The organism is Bacillus daqingensis (assembly GCF_042654445.1).
In the GTDB taxonomy this organism is placed as follows: Bacteria; Bacillota; Bacilli; order Bacillales; family Salisediminibacteriaceae; genus Alkalicoccus; species Alkalicoccus luteus.
Genome location: NZ_JBHSGK010000021.1, coordinates 1 through 22950, shown reverse-complemented (window position 1 = coordinate 22950; position 22950 = coordinate 1). Strand labels below are relative to the sequence as shown.

At 46.7% G+C, this 22950-nt stretch carries 22 protein-coding genes; 18 read left to right on the top strand and 4 right to left on the bottom strand.

Annotated features, from left to right (window positions below; all coding sequences use genetic code 11):
- Window positions 1-7 precede the first annotated feature (7 nt).
- The 3 genes from ACFO4L_RS15605 to ACFO4L_RS15595 are packed head-to-tail and all read left to right on the top strand — an operon-like array spanning window position 8 to window position 3050.
- Window positions 8-733, top strand: coding sequence for a response regulator transcription factor (locus tag ACFO4L_RS15605; RefSeq protein WP_377910593.1), 726 nt, complete (start codon window positions 8-10; stop codon window positions 731-733).
- Complete coding sequence (locus ACFO4L_RS15600; protein ID WP_377910592.1) at window positions 733-2499, top strand: ATP-binding protein; 1767 nt, start codon at window positions 733-735, stop codon at window positions 2497-2499. Before ACFO4L_RS15605 ends, ACFO4L_RS15600 begins: the two co-directional genes overlap by 1 nt.
- Window positions 2496-3050 carry a cob(I)yrinic acid a,c-diamide adenosyltransferase gene (locus ACFO4L_RS15595; protein ID WP_377910591.1) on the top strand — a complete coding sequence of 185 codons (555 nt, stop codon included), beginning with the start codon at window positions 2496-2498 and terminating at the stop codon, window positions 3048-3050. Before ACFO4L_RS15600 ends, ACFO4L_RS15595 begins: the two co-directional genes overlap by 4 nt.
- Window positions 3051-3163: 113 nt before the next feature.
- Here the strand turns inward: ACFO4L_RS15595 and ACFO4L_RS15590 are convergent, their stop codons facing one another.
- The 3 genes from ACFO4L_RS15590 to ACFO4L_RS15580 form a co-directional block, all read right to left on the bottom strand.
- On the bottom strand, window positions 3164-4003 hold the full coding sequence (locus ACFO4L_RS15590; protein ID WP_377910590.1) for a SurA N-terminal domain-containing protein: 840 nt from the start codon (window positions 4001-4003) through the stop codon (window positions 3164-3166).
- Window positions 4004-4232: 229 nt separating this feature from the next.
- Window positions 4233-5837, bottom strand: a complete 1605-nt coding sequence (gene serA / locus ACFO4L_RS15585) for a phosphoglycerate dehydrogenase (RefSeq protein ID WP_377910945.1) — start codon at window positions 5835-5837, stop codon at window positions 4233-4235.
- Window positions 5838-6137: 300 nt separating this feature from the next.
- Window positions 6138-6386: a ferredoxin gene (locus tag ACFO4L_RS15580; RefSeq protein WP_168007373.1), complete on the bottom strand. Its 249-nt coding sequence runs from the start codon at window positions 6384-6386 to the stop codon at window positions 6138-6140.
- A gap of 218 nt (window positions 6387-6604) precedes the next feature.
- On the opposite strand from ACFO4L_RS15580, the gene ACFO4L_RS15575 reads away from it, so the two are divergent.
- From ACFO4L_RS15575 to ACFO4L_RS15535, 9 genes are all read left to right on the top strand, one after another.
- The gene (locus ACFO4L_RS15575; RefSeq protein ID WP_377910589.1) at window positions 6605-7639 is read left to right on the top strand and encodes a helix-turn-helix domain-containing protein; all 1035 of its coding nucleotides are present in this window, start codon (window positions 6605-6607) and stop codon (window positions 7637-7639) included.
- Entirely contained in the window at window positions 7636-9099 is a 1464-nt protein-coding gene (locus ACFO4L_RS15570; RefSeq protein WP_377910588.1) for a RecQ family ATP-dependent DNA helicase, read from the top strand. Before ACFO4L_RS15575 ends, ACFO4L_RS15570 begins: the two co-directional genes overlap by 4 nt.
- A complete protein-coding gene (locus ACFO4L_RS15565; RefSeq protein WP_377910587.1) occupies window positions 9089-9655 on the top strand; it encodes a CPBP family intramembrane glutamic endopeptidase in 567 nt (188 codons plus the stop codon). The genes ACFO4L_RS15570 and ACFO4L_RS15565 overlap by 11 nt, the downstream gene beginning before the upstream one ends.
- 116 nt (window positions 9656-9771) lie before the next feature.
- Entirely contained in the window at window positions 9772-9996 is a 225-nt protein-coding gene (locus tag ACFO4L_RS15560; protein ID WP_377910586.1) for a hypothetical protein, read from the top strand.
- 325 nt (window positions 9997-10321) lie between these two features.
- A complete protein-coding gene (locus ACFO4L_RS15555) occupies window positions 10322-11992 on the top strand; it encodes a formate--tetrahydrofolate ligase (protein WP_377910585.1) in 1671 nt (556 codons plus the stop codon).
- Window positions 11993-12235: 243 nt separating this feature from the next.
- Entirely contained in the window at window positions 12236-12976 is a 741-nt protein-coding gene (locus ACFO4L_RS15550) for a metallophosphoesterase (RefSeq protein WP_377910584.1), read from the top strand.
- 79 nt (window positions 12977-13055) lie between these two features.
- Window positions 13056-13952, top strand: a complete 897-nt coding sequence (locus ACFO4L_RS15545; protein ID WP_377910583.1) for a MerR family transcriptional regulator — start codon at window positions 13056-13058, stop codon at window positions 13950-13952.
- Window positions 13953-14275: 323 nt separating this feature from the next.
- Window positions 14276-15550, top strand: a complete 1275-nt coding sequence (locus ACFO4L_RS15540) for a Glu/Leu/Phe/Val family dehydrogenase (RefSeq protein WP_377910582.1) — start codon at window positions 14276-14278, stop codon at window positions 15548-15550.
- A gap of 124 nt (window positions 15551-15674) precedes the next feature.
- Window positions 15675-16664 carry a YpdA family putative bacillithiol disulfide reductase gene (locus ACFO4L_RS15535; RefSeq protein WP_377910581.1) on the top strand — a complete coding sequence of 330 codons (990 nt, stop codon included), beginning with the start codon at window positions 15675-15677 and terminating at the stop codon, window positions 16662-16664.
- 310 nt (window positions 16665-16974) lie between these two features.
- Here the strand turns inward: ACFO4L_RS15535 and ACFO4L_RS15530 are convergent, their stop codons facing one another.
- Window positions 16975-17304, bottom strand: coding sequence for a hypothetical protein (locus ACFO4L_RS15530; RefSeq protein ID WP_377910580.1), 330 nt, complete (start codon window positions 17302-17304; stop codon window positions 16975-16977).
- 55 nt (window positions 17305-17359) lie between these two features.
- Between ACFO4L_RS15530 and ACFO4L_RS15525 the strand changes: the two genes are divergently transcribed.
- The 6 genes from ACFO4L_RS15525 (at window position 17360) to rpsA (ending at window position 22794) form a co-directional block, all read left to right on the top strand.
- Window positions 17360-18334, top strand: a complete 975-nt coding sequence (locus ACFO4L_RS15525) for an asparaginase (protein WP_377910579.1) — start codon at window positions 17360-17362, stop codon at window positions 18332-18334.
- Between the two features lie 42 nt (window positions 18335-18376).
- Entirely contained in the window at window positions 18377-19036 is a 660-nt protein-coding gene (gene prsW, locus ACFO4L_RS15520; protein WP_377910578.1) for a glutamic-type intramembrane protease PrsW, read from the top strand.
- A gap of 486 nt (window positions 19037-19522) precedes the next feature.
- Window positions 19523-20179 carry a flagellar brake protein gene (locus tag ACFO4L_RS15515; protein ID WP_377910577.1) on the top strand — a complete coding sequence of 219 codons (657 nt, stop codon included), beginning with the start codon at window positions 19523-19525 and terminating at the stop codon, window positions 20177-20179.
- Between the two features lie 111 nt (window positions 20180-20290).
- Window positions 20291-20968 (top strand): (d)CMP kinase, encoded by a 678-nt coding sequence (gene cmk, locus ACFO4L_RS15510; RefSeq protein ID WP_377910576.1) that lies wholly within the window; start codon window positions 20291-20293, stop codon window positions 20966-20968.
- On the top strand, window positions 20961-21548 hold the full coding sequence (locus ACFO4L_RS15505; protein ID WP_377910575.1) for a lysophospholipid acyltransferase family protein: 588 nt from the start codon (window positions 20961-20963) through the stop codon (window positions 21546-21548). The genes cmk and ACFO4L_RS15505 overlap by 8 nt, the downstream gene beginning before the upstream one ends.
- A 91-nt stretch (window positions 21549-21639) precedes the next feature.
- Window positions 21640-22794: a 30S ribosomal protein S1 gene (gene rpsA / locus ACFO4L_RS15500; protein ID WP_168007399.1), complete on the top strand. Its 1155-nt coding sequence runs from the start codon at window positions 21640-21642 to the stop codon at window positions 22792-22794.
- The last annotated feature ends 156 nt before the right edge of the window (window positions 22795-22950 follow it).

Sequence of the window (22950 nt, the reverse complement as noted above, 5' to 3'; positions counted from 1 at the left end):
CAGTGCTATGGAAACTGCAGAACATACGAAAATATTAATTGTAGACGATGAAGAACGCATCCGCAGACTGCTCAGAATGTATTTGGAAAAGGAGGCATATACAGTAGAAGATGCGGAGAATGGAGAAAGCGCTCTCACGATGGCGCTTGAAACTGACTATGATTTGATTGTGCTCGACCTGATGATGCCCGGGATGGACGGCATTGAAGTCTGCGAGGAAATTCGTAAGCAAAAGGCAACCCCGATTATTATGCTGACTGCAAAAGGGGAAGAAGTGAACCGGGTTCAAGGCTTTGAAGCAGGTACGGATGATTACATTGTAAAGCCATTTAGTCCCCGTGAAGTAGTGCTGCGTGTTAAAGCACTGCTGCGCAGAGCTTCTTCGACAAAGTTTCTGCAAACTGAAACGAAAACGAAAGAACTGTTTGAATTTCCTTACTTGACGATTGACGACGATGCGCACCGCGTCACGGTTGAAGGAGAGCTGATCAGCCTGACGCCGAAAGAGTACGAGCTGCTGCTTTATCTAGCTCAAGCGCCGGATAAAGTATTTGCCAGAGAACAGCTGTTAAAGGATGTTTGGAATTATGAGTTTTTCGGGGATCTTCGAACGGTGGATACACATGTGAAGCGGCTGCGTGAGAAGCTCAGCCAGGTTGAACCAAAAGCTGCAGACATGATCAAAACAGTCTGGGGCGTCGGGTATAAGTTCGAAGCAGGAGACGCCGGCTGATGTTTTGGAGAAGCGTCGTAGGGAAGCTCTGGTTTACTATTCTTCTCTTGGTTTCAGTCGTTCTCCTGGTATTAACGGTTCTGCTGCTTGAATATTTTGAGCGCTTTCATACAGAGCAGGCTGAACAGGAGCTGCTTAATCACGCCAATTTGATCGTTGAGTTTCTTGAGGAATCGGAAAGCGGCGAAGAGGCGGTAGAATTGACCAGTACGATTTCTTCTTCGTACGCCGCTCAGGCCGTAGTGTTTGGTGAATCGGACTACTGGTATACGGCAGAAGAAGAGACGCTCCCGATAGCACTGTTTTCCGAAGACGGAACGCTTGCGAGGGTATTAGAGTCGGATGAAACTGTTGTGACACAAGGGGAGTTCATGAACACGCCGGAGGATGAAAGAGAAATTATGATTGTCGGCGTTCCGTTTGCATTTGAAGACGGGGAAGACGGCAGTCTTTATCTGTATCAGCCTCTGGATGTTATTGATGAGGCATCAGATCAGACAAAACAGATTATCTTCTTCTCTGCCGCTATCGCAATTATTCTGACTACCGTGTTTGCCTTTTTTCTCTCATCGCGTATCACCGCCCCGCTCAGACAAATGCGTACAGCATCACTTGAGGTGGCTAAAGGGAATTTTGACACGAAAATTCCCATTCAAACAAAGGATGAGATCGGTCTGCTTGCAATGGCATTTAATCGGATGGGCAGAGCACTCAACACGAACTTAACCGCTTTGAACAGGGAAAAGGAGCAGTTATCCCGCATTTTAGCTTCGATGGCAGACGGAGTCCTTACGCTTAATAAAGAAGGGCAAGTCGTGGTGATGAATCCGCCCGCTTCCTCCTTCATGGAAACATGGAAATATGAGCAGCAGATTGCCGGGGACGGTCAGCCGATCGAACTGTACCGTTTGTTCAGAAGAGTAGTGACGGAAGAAAAAGAGGTCGATGCAGAGTTTACAGTTCAAGGCAGAAGCTGGGTCATTCTTATGACGCCCCTTTATGATGATGATACGATTCGCGGAGCAGTTGCTGTTTTAAGAGATATGACCGAAGAAAGACAGCACGATAAGCTGCGAAAGGATTTTATCGCCAATGTCTCTCATGAGCTCCGCACCCCTATTTCAATGCTGCAAGGCTATAGTGAAGCGATCGTTGATGACATTGCTGAGAGTGCTGAAGAAAAAAAGGAAATGGCCGGAATTATCTATGATGAATCGCTTCGAATCGGGCGGCTGGTAAATGAACTTCTTGATCTTGCACGAATGGAGGCAGGATATTTGTCGCTTCAGCGCGAAATAGTCGATATCGGGATGATTGCTGAGAAAATGATTCGTAAATTCCAGGTGGTTGCAAATGAGCAGCAGCTGTCGCTGTCTGCCTCGATTCAAACGGAGTATGCTCAAGTATATGCAGACCCGGACCGAATTGAGCAGGTATTGACGAATTTAATTGATAATGCTATTCGGCATACCTCAGAGAGGGGAAGCGTAGCGGTCACCGTTTTTAAGGATCATCACGATATTGTTATGGAAGTGAACGATACCGGAGCAGGAATTCCCGAGGAGGATCTTCCGTTCATTTTTGAGCGGTTTTATAAGGCTGACAAAGCGAGGACGAGGGGAAGAGCCGGAACTGGACTTGGTCTTGCGATCGTCAAGAATATTGTGGACGCTCACGGTGGGAAAGTAACGGCTAGAAGTAAATTAAATGAAGGAACGACATTCAGGGTGGAGCTGCCATCAGGAGAAGGAGGAGAAGAGACATGAAAATATATACGAAAAAAGGGGATAAAGGCGAAACGCAGCTGATCGGCCGCAAAGTCCCTAAAACAAATGAACGAGTAAATGCATACGGCACTGTAGACGAACTAAACAGCTTTATCGGGGTTGCAGCGGCTTCTCTGCCGGAGAACTGTAAGGACATTCAACAGGAACTCCTTGAGATTCAGCATGAGCTGTTTGATATTGGCGGAGATTTAGCGAATGTGACCGGACGAAGCGATTGGGCTTTGTCTGCTAAAGCCGTAACAAGACTGGAAGGTGCTATTGACCGGTACTGGGAAGAAGCGCCTGAGATTAAAACATTTATTTTGCCAGGTGGCACGAAAGCTGCTGCCGATATGCACGTTTGCCGAACGGTCGCGCGCCGGGCAGAGCGGATGACTGCTGCAATTAGCGATGACGATCCAATGCCGCCTGAAGCCCTGCCGTATTTAAATCGGCTGTCGGATTATTTCTTTGCAGCAGCGAGAGCGGTCAATCATCGTAACGACGTCCTGGATATTGCTTATGCAAGAGGTAAAACAGTATTTAAATAAGGCTGTACGCTTGAACCGGAAGATAAATATGTGCTGACGGAACAGAATCGTAGGCCCGTTCAAGAGGAAAGAGACCTGCCCCAATCCGGAGCAGGTCTCTCTTTATGCCTTAATTAAAGTAAAATCTCGATGTCAGCCTGATCGCGGAGATCCTGAACATACTGATTTTGACGAATCTGCATTTCAATTTCTTCCTGCACATCTTCAAATTCAGCCTCAGCCATCTGTGGATCGCTCATAGCCTGCATTTCAAACGCTTCACGCGCTTCTTCTTCGTCTACTTCGTACTCTTCTTCCACATGGTCCATTGAAAGAAGCTGTTCAACGAGGTTCATTTCACGAATCTCATTTTCAAGCTCTTCTTCTGTATACCCCTGTGATTCGAGTGCTTCCTGAAATTCTTCATCGGACCCGAATGCGCTTTGAATTTCTTCATACTCAGACTCAACAGCATCTTCGTCTGCTTCAAGACCCTGCTCTTCTGCTTCCTGTGCCATAACGCGCTGATTAATGAGCTGGTCCAGGAACTGCTGCTGGAACTGCATCATCATCATGGAAGATTCTTCATCTTCCATTTCCTGCTCCGCAAAGATCTGTTCAAACTGGGCCAGCTGAGCCTGGAGTTCGCCGCTTTGAATTTCTTCACCATTCACAACTGCAACCGGTTCTTCCGGATCACGGTCCATGAATTCAGCAGCCTCTTCCGGGTCCATGTCTTCGACGGCCTCTTCATCCATGCCGTTTTCTTCGCCGTTCATCGCATCATTCATGCCATTCTGGTCATCTGGTGCGTCAGCGTTATCGTCTTCGTTATCAATCGACTCTTCAATGTTGTTTTCAGCATTTCCATTGTTCTCAGCATTGTCAGCATTACTTTCATTCCCGCAGGCTGCCGCAAATAGCAGTGTGGAAAGAGAGAGTGCAAGCATGCCGTTTCTAGTTGTCTTTTTCATTTGATTAATCAACCTTTCTGTATATGTCCCATTGCTACAACAACTGTATCATAAATAAAAGATAAGAGGCAATTTAGCGATTCTATAAAAATAACGAATTGTTCCGGCTGACCGACGATCAGCTCTTGGCAATGCGAAGCAACTGTTAAAAAAGGGGGGCAACCTGATTGTTTCAGACGAAACGAATCGGCATAAAAAAGCCGCCCGGTAAGGCGGACGGCAGCCTGTACTATAATTCAATCGAAGTGACAAACTGAATTTCTTCAATACGTGAAAATGCCTCAAGAACGTCTTCCTGGCATTCTTTATCTGTCGTCAGAAGCATAATGGCCTGTCCGCCTTCTTCCTTCCGGCCCACCTGCATCGTTGCAATGTTGACATCGTGGGTGCCGAGCAGCTGACCTACTTTTCCGATAACGCCTGGACGGTCGTTGTGGCGGACATAGAGCGTGTGCTTTGCCGGCTGAAAGTCGAGTTGGAATTGGTCCAGCTGCACGATCCGAGGTCCAATTTCGGAGCTGTGAGTGCCGTGAATGATCAGCTTGTTCGTTTCACCCAAAACCTCGGCTTTAAAGAAATTCTTATAGCCGTTAGCATCATTCTCGTGTATTTCGGAAACCTCCACCTCCCGCTCCTTGGCTATCACAGAAGCATTCACTTCGTTTACATAGTCATCCATACGGTGGCGGAAAAAACCAGCCAAAAAGCTGCGGCTGAACAGTCCGGTTTCCTGATGTGAAATCTCTCCTGCGTAGCTGATATTAATTTGTTTTACAGGCTCTTTAAACAACTGAGAAGCCGTTTCGCCGACTGTTTTTGTTAGTTTTGTGAAAGGTGAAAACTTTTCAAATGCGTCCTGATCCAAGTATGGCAGATTAAGCGCGTGAGGAGCAGGTCTCCCTTCCAGATATCCAAGAACTTCCTGAGAAACCGACTCTGCTACATTCTGCTGGGCTTCTGTCGTGGAAGCGGCAATGTGCGGTGTCGTTATCACCTGTTCAAGGGAGGAGAGAGGGTGACTAATAGCTGGTTCTTCAGCGAAAACATCTACTGCCGCACCGCGAACGTGACCGCTTGAGACAGCTCTGTAAAGTGCTTCCTCGTCGATAATGCCTCCGCGCGCACAGTTTAAAATGAAGACTCCTGGTTTTGTCGAAGCGAGCGTCTCATCGTTTAGCAGATGGCGTGTCTCTTTTGTGAGCGGGGTATGCACGGTTAAAACATCACTTTGGCTGAGTGCTTCTTCAAGCGTAACCGCCGTCACATGATTTTTTTCTGCCCGGGATTTTGTCAGAAATGGATCATAGGCCAGTACGTTCATGCGGAAAGCACGGGCACGCTGAGCGAGTTCTGCTCCGATGCGGCCAAAGCCGATAATGCCGAGCGTTTTGCCGTAAAGCTCAGCCCCCTGATACTTTTTACGGTCCCAGCGGCCTTCCTCCATAGAACGGTTTGCTTGCGGTATATTGCGAACAAGTGAAGCCATCATCGCAAATGTATGTTCAGCCGTTGAAATCGTATTGCCGTCCGGAGCGTTGACGACAACGACCCCGTGATTTGTTGCGGCATCGAGATCCACGTTATCAACGCCAACCCCGGCGCGGCCGATTATTTTCAAGTTCGGCATGCTGCGAAGCAGGTCGGCTGTCACTTTTGTAGCACTGCGTATGAGAAGAGCGTCTACCTGATCCAGCGGAATTTCTGTTTCGAGTACGTTTTCCTGTACCACATTAACAGAACTGCTGTCCAGGATCGGGCGGAGACCGTCCTCGCTCATTGTGTCTGAAACCAGAACTGTATACAAGTTTTGGTCCAGCTTAATTGCTTGTTTCACGTTCACTGCACATCATCCTCCATTTAAGGTACTCAACTGATTGTCTTATACTAACATGAAATTCTGATAATTTGGACGTTCACGCTCAAAAAACAAAAGTTTTTTCGGGGAAGACGAGAAGTCGGACCAATGGTAGCGCTATCATATGCAGAGGGCTATCTTTTGGCAAAGAGATCAGGCTGAAACGTTCATGAACATGTAAAGTAATAATTCACAGTTTACAGCGGCTGAGTAAGCATGTTCTTTAGCAAGCCAAAGAAAACCCCCTGCATCATAAACAGATACAGGGGGAACGAACATCTATTCAAATTTCAGCGCATCGCCGTCAAACGGTTCATCGGCAATCTTAATGGAATCAGTTGGACAGCCATCAAACGCGTCCTCAAGATCTTCGTAGAGATCTTCAGGCACAGCTTCTGTACCCTGGTTATCATCGAGGATAACGTAAGCGATTCCTTCATCATCATAATCGTAAATATCTGGAGCGGCTGCACCGCAGGCGCCACATGCAATACAGGTGTCTTTATCGACAATCGTGTATTTAGCCATTTTCCTACCTCCTATATAAGTATCTTCCAAAAGCCGTGTCGGCTGGAATTCATAACGATTCGTACTTCCTACGATGTTTAATTGTAAAGGTTCTCCATGAAGATTTCAACAGGCAAAGAGAATACACTGCACCAGGTGGCTGGCGCAGCATGCTATTTTTCTTTAGAATAGAAGCCGAAGCTACTAATCTATATCACCGGCAGAAAGAGAGGGACATCATGAAAACGATACTGCTGCACGTACTTTCAGAATTGCAGGAGAGCAGGTCTGCCTCTGGAGCGGTGCATATTATAAAAGGCAAGCGGTCTGCGCAGACGATTCAGGATATTCAGCTGTTTCACTTGAGCAAATGGGCTGGTGCCGCAAGATTTTGGAAAGGAACCGATCCGTCTGCGCTGGCAGAAGAGCTTTTCAACCAGCAGTTGATTACTGGCGCCGGGCGCCGCGCGGCCCTTACAAACAAGGGATTTGAGCAGCTGAAGCAAGCTGAATGGCTGCAGCAATTGTATTTTCAGGGGCGGGAATATGAATGGAATGGATTTGCCGAAGCGTTTTGGAGGAAGCTGAATTTAACCGTGCAGGCGGCAGGATCACTCGCATCTAAAAATAAAGGATTTTTACCTGTTTATGCAGAGGCGGAGGAACGTGACGCAGTACGTAAGATTATAAAAAGCGCTGGAAGCAGACATGTAAACCGGCTGCTTTACAACAAGCTGGAAGGCGAATTGAGTCTCCTGTCTGAGCGAAGCGCCGATATTTTCGTTTCCAGACTCGCAGGCAACGCCTCCCAGGGTAAAACGGTAAAACAGCTTGCCGGCAGATTATCGGAAGAAGAGGTTTTTCTGCGTTGGCGCAGCGTACTTCATTGGCTGATGAAATCGGAATGGCCGGCTGAACTCCAGCCGCTCATTTCGCACATTGAAAAACAAAAGTCCCGTTTGACAAACAGTGCAGAAAAAACAAAACGTTTCGTGTATGAAGGAAAGACAAAAGCTGAGATCGCTGCTTTGCGGGGACTGAAATCCAGTACAGTAGAAGACCACCTTGTCGAGCTCGCTATGTTCGACCCGGATTTTCCTGCACATAACTACATCTCTGAAAAAAGGCTGAAGGATCTCTCGATTATTCTTCAATCATCCGATCAGCAAGAGACCTTAAAAGAGTTAAAAGAAAAAGCCGGCGATAAGGGAAGCTATTTTGATATTCGGCTCGCAGGAGCGTTATTAAAGAATCGCAAGGGGGCAGAATCGTGACAGTTACTAATTTACTGCAGGATACTCCTTTTGATACGTTTCGCCCAGGACAGGAAGAAGTGATTTCAGCAATTCTTAGCGGCCGGGATACGCTCGCAGTACTGCCAACCGGTTCCGGGAAAACATTATGCTATCAGCTGCCGGCAGGAATCATGCCTGGCCTGACTATTGTCGTATCTCCGCTCGTCTCCCTGATGGATGATCAAGTGACCCAGTTGAAAATGAACGGATTTCAACGAGTCGCTGCTTTACACGGAAATAAACCGCCAGCTGAAAAAAAGCGGATCTGGCAGAAGCTCCATCTGTTGAAGCTCTTATATGTTTCCCCGGAAATGCTTGCCGTTGAAAAAATACGCAGTCAGTTTAAGAAAATAAACGTGCCCCTGCTTGTTGTCGATGAAGCGCACTGCATTTCGCAATGGGGGCACGAATTTCGGCCTGACTATCAAAATCTCGGACGATTCAGGAAGGAGCTGGGAGAGCCGGTACTGCTGGCCTTAACAGCTACAGCGTCGGAACGTGTGAGATCTGATATCATGTCATCCCTTAATCTGCAAAACCCTGTTATTGAAGCGCATTCAGTAAACAGAGAGAATATCTTTCTTGCTATAGAGACACAGCATGATCCACAAAGCCGTCAGCAGCGATTAATGGAGCTGGTGACATCCGCTGCCAAACCATGCATTATTTATACGGGTACTAGAAGAGACGCGGAAGTGTGGAGCAGCCTTTATAAAGGTGCGTCTGCTTACTATCACGGCGGCATGCACGCCGAAGACAGAAACAGCATTCAAGGGCAGTTTCTGTATAATGAGATCGATGTGCTTTTTGCAACCAGTGCGTTCGGGATGGGAATCAACAAGCCGGACGTCCGTTCGGTCATTCACGGCTATATGCCGCCATCTATTGAGCAATATGTACAGGAAATTGGCAGAGCGGGAAGGGACGGGGAAAGGGCCATTGCTTATGCAGTGCTTGCTGAAAGTGACTTCGTCCTGCCCTGGCATTTTGTTGAGATGGAGATACCAGGTCAAAAATGGCTTCAGGAAGAACTTCTTCCCGCATCAGAGACTCCAGGCAAACTGGAAGAGCTAATAGAAGGAGCTCCGTTTGCCGAACACACGACTTCGCTGTTACGCAGCCATTTGATTAAAGCGAAGGCAAAGGGGTCTGAACGAAAGCGGATAGAACGTCTGATGACACATTTTGAACAACGCCGCCGTGAGCGGTCACAGCAGATTCAAAAAATGACTGATTTTGTTCATGCACCCTCATGCTTTCGAAAACAAGTATTGGCTTATTTTGAAGAAGAGCCGTTTGCCGCTGACAAATGGTGCTGCTCCAACTGTCATCCTGTCCCTAAGCTGTCATCAGCACTTGTAAAGCTTGAATCGACTGTCGGCTGGCAAGCGCTTTTGAAGCAAAAGCTGCACGTAGGAGCAGAGCAGAATGAAACGTGAGGTGCTGGATCAGTTTACGGATAGGGAACTCTATGCCAATTTGTATGCAACGCAAGGATTTATGCTCGCCGCTGCCTTGATCGTTTCTTATTTTCTCAGCGGATCTGTCTTTACGCCCTTTATCGGTCTTGACTGGTCATCTGCGGCTGTGAATGCAGGAATTATATTTGCAGCAGCCGTTATCGTATTGGAAATAATCCTTTACAAGGCAGTACCTTCCAGCTGGTTTGATGACGGGGGTGTTAACGAGCGTATTTTTCAGCATATGCATCCTGCGCACATAGCTGTTGTAAGCCTTGTCGTAGCAATCTGTGAAGAGGTACTGTTCAGAGGTGTCATACAGGAGCATTTCGGGCTCCTTGCGGCTTCTATATTGTTTGCTCTGATTCATGTACGGTATTTAAAAAACATGTTTTTATTTTCCTTTGTTGTACTTATGAGCGTTGGTCTCGGAGTTGTATATGAGTGGACTGGTACCTTGGTGAGCGTCATCATTGCACACTTTCTCATCGATTTTATTCTTGGTCTGTTAATCCGCTACCGGATATTAACATAAAGCGGAAACCAGGCATCAGGCTTTCCCTCAAAATAAACGTAATTCGATAAGGGACTATAGTTTTTCCTGTCATTAGGTGGTAAGGTATAGGCAGGTATAAAAAAGGTGGTGGGAACATGAGTGAACAGAGGGCAGAAGCGCTGACGGAAGAACAAGAGGAAACTCCGCTTCCTTCCAGAAGAGATAGGCACAGCAGCAGGAGCGCTCCGCGCAAACGAAAGAAAAAGAAAAAAAAGACCGGAAATGTGCAGTTTCCGCTGGTCCGTATCTGGCTCGTCCTGTTTTTTACGATTGTAGCAGCGATGTTCACTTATCCTGTCTGGATCGAGCAAATCCGCTGACAACGTGTCAGCGGTTTTTTTACTATTCTATTTGCTTTAAGCTGATACTTGCGAGACGGGAGAGGCCGCATTGCGACGGTATCCCCTTGCATGAGCCCGTTTAGAAGCGGCTCGGTTCAGTTCATCAGTCACTTTGCACATTTAGCCTCTGTGATAGCACTCCTTTTGGCGTAACGAAAGACGTTTTACTGCCACCGGCTAAAAAAATTTAAAAGCTAAAATGATAACGCTTTCATTTTGTGGATTGCAGACGTTGATTCAAGTAGGATATGATGGGAAGGACAGTGTCAAACGTGCGCTGTCAATTACCAGAAGAGGTGATGTTATGAGCAAAATACCGTCAGATATTGAAATAGCACAGCAAGCGTCAATCAAGCGTGTCACACAAATAGCAGAGGAGCTTGGAATTTCGGAAGAAAAACTGGAGCCTTTCGGTCATTATAAGGCAAAACTGCCGTTGGACTTGATCAGTGACAAACCCGAAGCAAAGACCATCCTCGTAACAGCTGTCAATCCTACTCCGGCTGGAGAGGGAAAATCGACGGTCACTGTCGGGCTTGGACAGGCATTAAACAAGATAGGCAAAAAAGCAGTTGTAGCACTTAGAGAACCGTCGCTTGGTCCTACAATGGGGATGAAGGGTGGCGCTTGCGGTGGCGGGTATTCTCAGGTTATTCCAATGGAAGACATTAACCTGCATTTTACTGGCGATATTCATGCTATCACGACTGCACATAACGCACTGACGGCAATTATGGATAACCATATTCACCGCGGCAACGAGCTGAATATTGATGTGCGGAAGCTGACTTGGAAACGTGTGATGGATATGAACGACCGCTCACTCAGAAATATTGTTGCAGGACTTGGCGGACCGCTTCAAGGAACCCCTCATGAGAGCGGCTTTGATATTACAGTAGCGTCAGAAATAATGGCGATTCTTTGCCTTGCAGACAGTCTGGATGATCTGAAAAACCGATTGTCCCAGATGGTTGTTGGCTATAACTATGAGAATAAACCTGTTACATGCGGGGATCTTAAAGTGGAAGGTGCGTTGACACTTCTGTTGAAGGACGCGATCAAGCCGAACCTGGTGCAAACACTCGAAAACACTCCCGCCTTAATTCACGGAGGGCCGTTTGCTAACATCGCGCATGGCTGCAACAGTGTGATAGCGACAAAAATGGCTGCATCTCTCGGTGATTATGTTGTAACGGAAGCAGGATTTGGTGCAGATCTCGGGGCAGAGAAATTTTTGCATATTAAAGCCGCTTCCTCTGGAATAAAACCCGACCTCGTAGTGGTAGTTGCTACGATCAGAGCGCTTAAAATGCATGGCGGCGTAAATAAAAATGATCTAAAAAAAGAGAACGTCGAAGCGCTGCGTTCAGGAAGTGCAAACTTGCTGAAGCACGCAGAGACCCTGCGGTCATTTGGACTTCCTATTCTTGTTGCAGTGAATCGATTTGTACATGATACCGATGAGGAAATGGAAGCACTGAAACAAATTTGCTCCGATCACCATATTCCGGTCGAAACGGCAGAAGTTTGGGAGAAAGGCGGAGAAGGCGGGCGTGATCTCGCAAATCGGGCTGCTACACTGATTGAAGAAAAACCATCCGCCTTTACCCCTCTGTATAAATCTGGAGATTCGTTAGAGCAGAAAATAGACACGATTGTGAAAAGAGTATATGGGGGCGAGGGTGTTGTCTTCTCTAATAATGCCCAAAAGCAGTTAACCCTTTTCAAAGATAACGGGTGGGATGATCTGCCGATTTGTATGGCAAAAACGCAATATTCTCTTTCGGATGATCCTTCTGCTTTAGGAAGGCCGAAAAACTTTACTGTGACGGTCCGTGAGCTGCGCATCTCCGCCGGTGCAGGCTTCGTCGTTGTATTGACAGGAAATGTTATGACCATGCCCGGTCTGCCGGCACGTCCTGGTGCGGAAGATATGGATGTAACTTCTGATGGCAGGGCACTGGGATTGTTTTAAAACAGAACAGCAACTGCACTGGATGGGTACATATACCAGTGCAGTTTTTCTGTTATACAGGCTGGTATCATAAAAGATTGACAGCTTTTTTTCGCAAAAAGGCATGTTGTTTACAACTTAATCTAAATGAAAACATATAGATGAAAAGTAACGGGAACCGAAAAGAAAGTGTTCTTTTTTCCTTTATGCACAAGTATATGATAAAATGTGACTAACAAATGTATAAACCTTCGGGAGGGCATCATGAATCGGATATGCGGAGCTGCGGCGGCGGCTGCTGCAGGCTTAATGTACATGCGCTGGAGAGCGGAAGCTACGAAAGCGATGGAGCATTCGGTGTCTGTTCCTGGTGCCGGCAGGGAATGCCGGCTTCTTTTTATAAGCGATCTTCACTCACGTAAGCTTCAGGAGACGGATCTTCAATCATTTCCGGAAAAAGTTGATGCAGTAATTATTGGCGGTGATTTAGCTGAATTGGGAACGCCGGTTTCTGTCATCGATCATAATCTGGCGCTGCTGAACCGGTTCGGACCGTTGTTTGCAGTGAGAGGTAATCATGATTTCAGACGGCTTCCGCTTGTGGAAAGCCTTTATAAAAAATATAAGGCAACACTGCTCATTAATGAGTGGGTACAGCTGGATAACGGCTTAATATTGGCAGGAAGTGATGATGAGCTTGCTGGCTGTCCGGATCATATTCTTTCGGTCCCGCGTGAGTCCTCCGGTCCGTTTGTCTGGATTTGTCATAATCCAAGAACTCCGGAAACAGTGCACGTTAACCGCAGACCGGATCTCATTTTAAGCGGTCACACGCATGGAGGGCAAATTCGATTAGGATCATTTGGTCTCGACGAGGCAGGGGGCATCAAAGAGCGGTTTAACTCGACACTGCTGATTTCAAACGGATATGGAACGAGAAAAATACCGTTTCGACTTGGGGCGGCGCCCCACATTCACTTATTAAATATGATTAATCATCGATAGCTCTGCTTGAAAACAGTCGGAAAGTGCTATAATCTTAATGACGTATACAACGAATATAGAAAAAGCAGGTGACGCAGGTATGGGTGAACCGCAAGGCAAATATAACATTAAAGCTGTATCCAACCTACTAGGCATTCACGCGGGGACTCTCAGGGCCTGGGAGCGGCGTTACAACATGATTGAGCCAGTGCGTAACGATGCAGGCCACAGACTTTATACGGATGAGCACGTAAGAATTTTAAAGTGGATCGTCAATAAAGTCGAAAACGGCTTCACAATCGGCCAGGCTGTTGACCTTTTGAACAAGCAGGAGGAACCGGCTTTTATTGAACACGATCCCCGTTATTCCAATCAGATGGACTTATTGAAGGAACAGCTTTTATTCGAGCTCCTAAAATTTCACGAGAGCAAGTCGAATGAATTAATCGACCGGGCCTTCAGTATGTTCTCTACAGAAAAAGTATTGATCCATATCCTTGGCGGAATTATGCAGGAAGTGGGCTTGAAGTGGGAGCGCGGCGAGATTCTCACAGCGCACGAACACTTTGTGACCTCGCTTTTGAGAACGAGAATCGGGATGGTGTTCCATTCACTTCCGGTTAATGGATTTCTGCCAAAAGTTATCTGTGTGTGCGGTCCCGACGACTCGCATGAAATCGGACTTTTAATTTTTACTTACTTCCTCAAGCAGAGAGGATACGAAACGATTTACTTAGGTGCCGGCATTCCAGGAGAAGATGTTAAAAAGGTGGTTGCCGAAGTAGATGCTAAAATGGTTGTTATCGCATCCACGATCCCGGCACATCGGGAAAAAGCTGTTAAACTGGCTGAGGATATTCATCAGTCGAACCTCATTAAAGTAGGGCTTGGCGGTCACGCGGTTGATCAAATGAGCCGTGAAGAGAAAATGAAGTGCAGAGATTACTTGATTGGCAGTTCGGAACCGGAATGGCGTGAATGGCTTAAGGAGAACTAATCATCGATTTCATTACCGTTTAGCATGGATATCCGGACCCCGCCATTTGCAGGCAGGTCCGGATTATTTTATGTAACAGAGTGAATGAATGTTTACCGCATCAGAATGATGCATATACGCAAAATGACGCGGCATGCGCCTCATCTGGAAAAGAGTTCAGACTGATTATGAAAAGCGCACAGCTGTTTTTAAATTTGTCCTTCAGCGTGCAAAATGGAATATATCGCTAATAGGGAAAAAGAGTGTGGAAAAATGGAGTGCACTTCTTTATAGTAGGTAGTGAAGGCAGATAGTATTAGAGACGACACGCAGGGGTGAAATGAATGGATGAAAAAGCTAAAGCTCCAGTAGCAGCTGACAAAAAAGATAATGTACTGGACTCGACCCAGACCGTTATTCACAAAGCACTTGGGAAGCTTGGCTACTCAGAAGAAGTTTTTGAATTGCTTAAAGAACCGATGCGCATGATGACAGTTCGAATACCGGTACGCATGGATGATGGATCGATTCAAATTTTCACCGGCTTTCGGGCACAGCACAATGATGCTGTCGGACCGACAAAGGGTGGAGTACGTTTCCATCCGGATGTTACAGAGACAGAAGTGAAAGCGCTGTCAATTTGGATGAGTCTCAAAGCTGGTATTGTTGATCTGCCATATGGAGGCGGCAAAGGCGGGATCGTTTGCGATCCGCGTAAAATGTCCTTTCCAGAAGTAGAGAGGTTGAGCCGAGGGTATGTCAGGGCGATTTCTCAAATTGTAGGTCCTACAAAGGACATCCCTGCGCCGGATGTGCAGACAAATTCTCAAATCATGGCCTGGATGATGGACGAATACAGCCGAATGAAAGAGTTTGATTCCCCTGGGTTTATTACAGGTAAACCGCTCGTGCTTGGAGGATCGCAGGGCAGAGAATCCGCCACAGCTAAAGGCGTGACAATCTGTATTCGAGAGGCCGCAAAACGGCGTGGAATCAATCTTGAAGGCGCAAGAATTGTTATTCAAGGTTTCGGGAACGCAGGAAGCTTTCTCGCTAAATTTATGCATGAAGCAGGTGCCAAGGTTGTGGGTATCTCAGATGTACAAGGCGCCCTTTATGACCCTGAAGGGCTGGACATCGATTATTTACTTGACCGCCGTGACAGCTTTGGTACAGTTTCCAATTTGTTTAAAAATACGATAACGAATGACGAACTGCTGGAGCTTGAATGTGATATTCTTGTACCCGCAGCGATTGAAAATCAAATAACCGAAGCAAACGCCAATCGCATTAAGGCAAGTATTATTGTTGAGGCTGCAAACGGGCCAACCACGATGGCTGCGACAGAAATCCTGTATAACAGAGGAATTCTGCTCGTTCCAGATGTACTTGCAAGTGCTGGCGGAGTAACTGTTTCCTATTTTGAATGGGTGCAGAATAACCAAGGCTATTACTGGACGGAAGAAGAGGTTGAGGATCGATTGGAGAAAGTAATGATTAAAGGCTTTGATAATGTCTATCGCGTTGCGCAGATGCGCAATGTAGATATGAGACTGGCCGCCTACATGGTGGGCGTTCGCAAAATGGCTGAGGCTAGCCGGTTTAGGGGCTGGATATAAAAAGAGGAGGCTTCAGGACTTGTCCTGAAGCTTTTTTATATGGAATACGGCCGTATTTTTGAGTTTCTCGTCAGGATCATATAAAATAAGGAACAGTTCATACGCAGGAAAGGAGCCGATCGGCTTGAAAAGCGAAACAGTCATCATTATCGGAGCGGGGCCATGCGGGCTTTCTGCAGCAATCGAGCTCCAGAAACGGGGCATAGATGCGCTCATTATTGAGAAGGGAAACCTCGTTCATGCCATTTACCAGTACCCTACCCATCAGCAGTTCTTCAGTACAAGCGAGAAATTGGAAATTGGTCAAGTGCCTTTTTACAGTACTGAGCGGAAACCGAAGCGAAACGAGGCGCTTGTTTACTACAGAAGAGCAGCAGACGAGTTTAATTTACGAATTAGCCCATATGAAGAGGTTACATCAGTAGAAAAAACGGAAAACGGTTTTACGCTGACTTCCGTGCATAAAGGAAGAAAAAAGCATTATCACTGCCGGTATGTAATAGCTGCAACCGGATACTACGGATCTCCTAATTTCATGCATATTCCGGGGGAAGATCAAGCGCACGTGCATCATTATTTTCATGAAGCACACCCGTACTTCAAACAAAAAGTAACGATTATCGGTGGTAAAAACTCTGCTGTAGATGCAGCGCTGGAATTAGAGAAAGCCGGGGCGGAGGTTACAGTGCTTTACAGAGGCAGTGATTATTCCACAAGTATAAAACCATGGATTCTCCCCGAGTTTGAGAGTTTGGTTCGACACGGTAAAATAAAGATGATATTTGAGGCAGAGGTCTGTCAAATTGATTCAGACAGCATTGTATATCAAAAAGACGGCGTAAAGAGCCATCTTGCAAGCGATGCGGTCTTTGCGATGACAGGCTATCATCCGGATCATCGCTTTTTGCGCAATATGGGGGTTAACGTTGATGACGATACTGGCAGACCCTTCTATGATCCGGATACGATGGAAACAAACGCAGCAGACATTTATATTGCAGGAGTCATAGCGGCAGGGAATAATGCAAACGAAATATTTATTGAAAACGGTCGCTGGCACGGGCAGCTCATAGCAAAAGCAGTTCTTGAAAAAGAAGCGCAGCCGAGTCGCTAGCCGGAAAAGATTTTCGCTTTCATCAACGTGCTACTTGTGTCTTCATAGATGCGGATACGTGCATCTGCCTGTGTTTGCAGAGGGGGGGGGAGGGCGACATATGCTTTCCTCCTGCTGTTCGCCGGATATTTGCCACGTTTTGAGCCCCCTCCACATCTGGCTGTTGGGACAGGAGCAGTGGAACGTTCGGTTACGTTTAACATGAGCTTGGAACTGCCGATTAATCTTCTTTGTGAGACCTCTCCTTTACAAACGGTAATGCCAGTGCTTGGCCCTATACGTGAGGAACACAATAAACAGTCTGAAAATGCTATGCTTTCGGAACGGTGAACGTTATGAACGCATGTGCGGAGCCGGACCGGGTCTGGCAGGCTTCGCAAAAGAAGCCTGAGTTTAAATGAAGCCCTGCCCCGCTCTCGGGCGCTGCTTCAATAAACGCAGGGGAATCTAAGTAATAGCGGAAGACAGACCCAAAAAAACCAGCTAAATGATGAACAACGTCATGTAAACGACTTAACAAGCAAGAAAAATGATTTTTTAACAGCCTGCGGGCAGCTTGTTCGCGATGCTGCTGATTTCTAACACCTTCATGCACGCCGCTGATGGGTTCAGAATAGCGGTTGAGGACGGCTGCATCCATACAAAGAATCATGGAAACGTTTCTTGGATTACAGGTGGAAATGGAGCTGATGTGATTGAAAAAAGTTACGGTACTGACGACAGGCGGAACGATCGCGAGCAGTCGTAATGAAAGAGGGAAACTGGAAGCAGGAATATATACCGGCGAAGAGCTGGCAGTTAAGCTGAGGCTTCCGGAAGATATAGAAGTAAGGGTTGTTTCTGTCTTGCAAAAAGCAAGTATACATATGACGCTCACTGATATGGATCAGCTGAGAAAACACATGGAAGAAGACTCGTGGGCAGATGGCTTTGTAGTGACCCACGGAACGGATACATTGGAAGAGTCTGCTTATTACATTGATTTGACTTATAAAGGTGAACGACCGATCGTATTTACCGGCTCGCAGCGGTCACCGGATCAGCTGGGGAGTGATGCCTTTATCAACCTCCGGCATGCAGTTTATACCGCTGCTTCCTCTCAGCTAACCGGTGTTGGAACGGTTGTTGTTTTTAATGAGAGAATTTTCTCTGCTGAATACGTAAAAAAAGAACATGCCTCTAACATTCAAGGCTTCAATGCATTTGGGTTTGGATATCTTGGCATCATCGATAACGATGTGGTGCACGTGTATCAGCGTCCGCTTCGCAGAGAGCATTTCAAGGTGAAGCCCCATGTTTCCCCGCGAGTCATATTAATAAAAGCACACTTGGAGGCAGATGATCTGCTGCTGCAAGCCTGTATCGATACTGGGGTAGACGGCATCATTTTAGAAGGGCTTGGCAGAGGTCAGGTAACAAAAAAGATGGCTTCAGCATGCGGACGTGCTGTAAAAGCAGGGATACCAATCGTGCTTACGACAGCTTCTGAAGAAGGCCACGTCTATACGACGTATGACTATGAAGGAAGCGCGTATGACTTGGTGAAGAAAGGTGTGCTTCTTGGAAGGGATGCCGACAGTAAAAAAGCCCGAATTCGCTTAACTGCCTGCCTGAAAGCCGGACTTAACCCGGCCGATTATTTCGGTCCAATTGATCATCCGGCGCTCTGACAGCTGCAGCAGGTACCGTGATACAAGCAGGAGGTGTCGGAAATGCTCAGTTTACTGGCGGCTGCGGTGGCTCCGGCACTGGCGCTGTTATTTTATTTTTATTTGAAAGATGAATTTGAGCAGGAGCCTGTTCACATGGTCATCCGCTGTTTCCTTTTTGGAGCTTTTTTAGTCCTTCCTGTCATGTTTGCCCAGTACATCATTGGTGCAGAAACAGCTTGGACTACTACACTTGCCGGAACTGCAGCAGTTCCGGCACTCCTTGAGGAACTGTTTAAATGGTTTACGGTAATGGCTGCTGTATATACGCATATTCACTTTAATCAGCGGTATGACGGAATTGTTTATGCCTGCGCAGTCGGACTAGGTTTTGCTTCCGTAGAAAACGTCTTTTACTTACTGGAGTATGGACTGGATTATGCGTTTATTCGAGCAGTGTTCCCCGTCTCCGGTCATGCGTTGTTTGCTGTTGTAATGGGCTATTATATTGGCAGAGCAAAGTTTGGCGGACACAGGAACCTCAACCTTTTTCTCGCTTTGCTTATTCCGGTTCTGCTACACTTCAGCTATAATTTCCTCGTTATTTCCAGGGATACAGCTGCTTCTGCAGCAGTTCCATTTATGATCGGACTTTGGATTCTTGCAATCTGGAAGGTGAAAAAGGCAAACCGGCTTCAGCATTCAGCTTTGCACATTTCTTGAATAAACAGCGCGTGCATTGTATAGTAGGGAGCAGATATGGTCGAACCTTAAACCGAGATGGAAGGGACGTGTTTTTTTGCCTGATACAAAACAACGCTTTAAAGTCGTGATTCGTTGTCAGGATTGTGGTGAAAAGTATATCCTCCGAGGACGTCCTAATGAAAATGGAGGATTTGACACCGGGTTTAAACGGTGTGTCTGTGGAAATGAATACCGCTTTGATATAGACGTAGCACCGGAATAAAGACAGGCTGAAAGCTGGCGTTTGTTTATATCGTTTTGTTTAGCGTTATGCAGTTGAATGAGAATAACCTTGATAGAACACTGGTAATGGTGATCCTCGCCTTTCCAGTGTTTTTTAATGCTGAACTTGCACGCATATAAGAAAAGCTCTCCATCGAGCTTACGCCTGACAGGAATGGCAGTAGGAGATTGAGGGATATTCTGGTATAATAAATAAAACTATTTAACCAGGGAGATGGGACCATGATCAAAGCGGGAACGCCGGTTGAAATGGAACTGAGATCCGCTTCAGAAGATGTCAGTAAGCTAAGAAGCAAGGTGCTGGACCTGCAGAAAGGATACATTTTTATCGACTATCCAGTTTCGATCGAGACGGGTCGTCCTAAGTTTTTTCTGGAGGGAACGGAATTTACCGTGTCGTTTGTCGGGCATGATGAAGCGGTATATATGTTTGATTCGTCGGTGGCAGGACGGGTAAAGCGGACACTTCCGATGCTAATCCTGAAACATCCCCCTGCTGATGAGTACCGGAGAATTCAACGGAGGCAGTATGTACGAATCGATTGTTCGTTAGACTGCGCTTTTTGGAGCGATGAAAAAGAATTCGAGCCGTTTACTACGATGACGCTGGATATTTCTGGAGGAGGAATGTCCTGTGTGCTGCCAGCAAAGCATCCGTTAAAAGAAAACGCACGATCTAACATTTGTATTTCGCTGCCATTTAAAAATGGGGAAACTAAATACGTAGAGGCACATGTCAGAACGGTTCGCATTATCCCTTCTGACTTCCAGACAAAAGCGTCGTTCGAGTTTCATGAACCCCCGGAGACCCTGCGCGAACTGCTCATCCGCTTTATTTTTGAACAGCAGCAGGAAGCGAGGGAGCGTGGATTGGACTGAGGCAGTCAAGCGGCCAGCTTTCTCAGGTTCACAATAAGAAACATTCTCCTTTATCGGTGCATATGTTAAAATAACGTCGTATAAAATTTTGTGCTGGAAGAGGTTTGGACGATGACGAGAGCAAATATTGCAATTGATGGACCAGCTGGTGCTGGCAAAAGTACAGTAGCGAAAAAGCTTGCAGCCGAGTTAGGCTTCACGTATATCGATACAGGGGCTATGTACAGAGCTCTTACATGGAAAGTGCTCCAAGAACAGGCGGACCCGGAAAATGAGCAGGCTGTGCTGGATATTCTTCAAAATATGCAGCTGGGACTGGATATGAAAAACAGCAGCGTTTTCGTAACGGTTGATCGTGTGGACGTGACCGACGCGATTCGTGAACAGGATGTAACTTCCCTCGTATCCTACACGGCAAGGCATGCCCGGATCCGAACGGAAATGGTGGAAAAACAAAAAGAGCTTGCCGCATCTGGAGGAACGGTGATGGATGGCAGAGATATTGGGACGGCTGTACTTCCCGATGCCTCCTACAAATTTTTTCTTAATGCTACTGTAGAAGAACGGGCAAAAAGAAGGCATGCTGAGCAGCTGTCAAAAGGGATGGACTCTGACTTGACAAAGCTCCGATATGAAATCGCTGAAAGGGACAGGATTGACTCAGAGCGTGAGACAGCTCCGCTTAAGAAAGCAGATGACGCTATCGAAGTGGATACAACTGCGATGACGATCGATCAGGTTGTAGCTTTTCTGCTCGACAGAGTAAAGGGAGTGGAACCGAATGAGTAAACTGTATGCGACAGGCCAATTCGTCTGCCGAACGTTTTTCAGGCTGTTTTACCGCCCGGAAATTGTCGGGAGAGAACATATTCCTAAGAAGAAAGGGGTGTTGATGTGCAGTAATCATATCAACAACCTTGATCCTCCGCTTGTCGGGGCGTTTTTAAAGCGTCAGACGCGGTTTATGGCGAAGTATGAGCTGTTTCAGCTTCCAATATTAAAAAAACTGCTTCCGGCCCTTGGTGCATTCCCCATTAAACGCGGGACAAGCGACCGTCAGGCAATGCGTGCAGGTTTAAAGCTCCTGAAGGAAGGGGAATTGGTAGGTGTATTTCCGGAAGGTACCCGGAGCAAGACTGGTACGCTCGGGAAAGGTCTCGCAGGTGTAGGATTCTTTGCTCTCCGCTCTGATGCAGCAATTGTTCCATGTGCGGTTATCGGGTCGTATAAGCCGTTTTCAAAAATCAAGCTGGTTTATGGAAAGCCGATTGATATGCAGCCGCTTCGGGATCGAAAGGCATCACCTGAAGAAGCAACAGCAGAAATTATGGCATCTATTCAAGAACTTTTAGATAAAAATAAAAAATAAGCAGGAATCTATACCGGAGACAGAGAAGTGCTAGTAACGAAGAAGTTTTAGGGCCCGGATTTTCTGACGGGATATAGGGAGGTAATTGTCAATGGTAGAAGAAATGAACAATGAAATGACAGATTTCCGGTCGTTATCGGTCGGAGATCTTGTCAAAGGTACTGTCGCTAAAGTGGAAGACAAGCAGGCGTATGTAAACGTCGGCTACAAGATGGACGGTGTTCTGCCTATCAGCGAATTGTCCAGTCTCCACGTCGAGAAAGTCGGAGACGTGCTCCAAGAGGGTGAAGAGTACGAATTTAAAGTAACGAAGCTTACAGAGGATGAACTTGTCCTTTCCAAAAAAGCAGTCGTAGCTGAAAAAGCTTGGGAAGAAATGGAACGCCGCCTCGAAAGCGGAGAGATCTTTGAGGCTGAAGTTGCAGATGTCGTAAAAGGCGGACTTGTCGTGGATGTAGGCGTCCGCGGATTTATTCCCGCATCTCTGGTAGAGCGTCACTATGTAGAAGACTTTTCTGACTACAAGGGACGTACACTTCGATTGAAAGCGGTGGAAATGGACCGCGAGCGCAATAAGCTGATTCTTTCCCAACGAGCAGTACTGGATGAAGAAGCAAGTGAACGTAAGAAAGACACACTTGAACAGATTAAGGAAGGCGATGTGATTGCAGGTACTGTTCAGAGGCTGACTGATTTCGGCGCTTTTGTCGATGTAGGCGGAGTGGATGGACTGGTTCACATTTCACAAATGGCGCATCAGCATGTTGAAAAGCCGTCTGATGTCGTTTCAGAAGGCGATCAAGTAAACGTTAAAGTGCTGTCTGTCGACCCGGACAATGAGCGAATCTCTCTTTCCATTAAAGATACGCTGCCGGGACCGTGGGAGTCCATTGCAAATGAGATTAAGCAGGATGATGTCATCGAAGGCACGGTCAAGCGACTCGTTTCATTCGGTGCCTTTATTGAAGTCGCCCCAGGAGTGGAAGGCCTTGTTCACATTTCTCAAATCGCAAACCGTCACATCGCTACTCCAGGTGAAGTGCTTACGGAAGGCGATACGGTGCAGGCAAAAGTTCTCGATGTGAACGTTGGCGAAAAACGAATCTCCCTCAGTATTCGCGTACTTGATGAGGATAAGCAGGAAAAAGAAGAAAGTGCGCGAAAGCAGGAGTATAAGAAAGAAGATGACGGCGGATTCTCACTCGGTGACATGATCGGGGATCAGCTGAAAAAGTATAAAAACTAATAAGAGAACAAGGTTCCGGTGTGGGCTTCCAGCTCATGCCGGTTTTTTTGAACTGTCCGCTCTGCTCATTTACGAAGAGCGGCTTTGATAAACCCGAGTTCGACAGTTACTAGGTAAACGAAATGCCTGGGAACCCTACTAAGACAAGGGTTCTCA

Coding starts and splice junctions, on each gene's coding strand:
- ACFO4L_RS15590 (WP_377910590.1), bottom strand. CDS start 4,003: ATGAAAAAGACAACTAGAAACGGCATGCTTGCACTCTCTCTTTCCACA.
- ACFO4L_RS15545 (WP_377910583.1), top strand. CDS start 13,056: ATGGGTGAACCGCAAGGCAAATATAACATTAAAGCTGTATCCAACCTA.
- ACFO4L_RS15565 (WP_377910587.1), top strand. CDS start 9,089: ATGAAACGTGAGGTGCTGGATCAGTTTACGGATAGGGAACTCTATGCC.
- rpsA (WP_168007399.1), top strand. CDS start 21,640: ATGGTAGAAGAAATGAACAATGAAATGACAGATTTCCGGTCGTTATCG.
- ACFO4L_RS15600 (WP_377910592.1), top strand. CDS start 733: ATGTTTTGGAGAAGCGTCGTAGGGAAGCTCTGGTTTACTATTCTTCTC.
- ACFO4L_RS15505 (WP_377910575.1), top strand. CDS start 20,961: ATGAGTAAACTGTATGCGACAGGCCAATTCGTCTGCCGAACGTTTTTC.
- ACFO4L_RS15515 (WP_377910577.1), top strand. CDS start 19,523: ATGATCAAAGCGGGAACGCCGGTTGAAATGGAACTGAGATCCGCTTCA.
- ACFO4L_RS15575 (WP_377910589.1), top strand. CDS start 6,605: ATGAAAACGATACTGCTGCACGTACTTTCAGAATTGCAGGAGAGCAGG.
- ACFO4L_RS15580 (WP_168007373.1), bottom strand. CDS start 6,386: ATGGCTAAATACACGATTGTCGATAAAGACACCTGTATTGCATGTGGC.
- ACFO4L_RS15550 (WP_377910584.1), top strand. CDS start 12,236: ATGAATCGGATATGCGGAGCTGCGGCGGCGGCTGCTGCAGGCTTAATG.
- prsW (WP_377910578.1), top strand. CDS start 18,377: ATGCTCAGTTTACTGGCGGCTGCGGTGGCTCCGGCACTGGCGCTGTTA.
- ACFO4L_RS15540 (WP_377910582.1), top strand. CDS start 14,276: ATGGATGAAAAAGCTAAAGCTCCAGTAGCAGCTGACAAAAAAGATAAT.
- ACFO4L_RS15530 (WP_377910580.1), bottom strand. CDS start 17,304: ATGGATGCAGCCGTCCTCAACCGCTATTCTGAACCCATCAGCGGCGTG.
- ACFO4L_RS15555 (WP_377910585.1), top strand. CDS start 10,322: ATGAGCAAAATACCGTCAGATATTGAAATAGCACAGCAAGCGTCAATC.
- ACFO4L_RS15595 (WP_377910591.1), top strand. CDS start 2,496: ATGAAAATATATACGAAAAAAGGGGATAAAGGCGAAACGCAGCTGATC.
- cmk (WP_377910576.1), top strand. CDS start 20,291: ATGACGAGAGCAAATATTGCAATTGATGGACCAGCTGGTGCTGGCAAA.
- ACFO4L_RS15605 (WP_377910593.1), top strand. CDS start 8: ATGGAAACTGCAGAACATACGAAAATATTAATTGTAGACGATGAAGAA.
- ACFO4L_RS15560 (WP_377910586.1), top strand. CDS start 9,772: ATGAGTGAACAGAGGGCAGAAGCGCTGACGGAAGAACAAGAGGAAACT.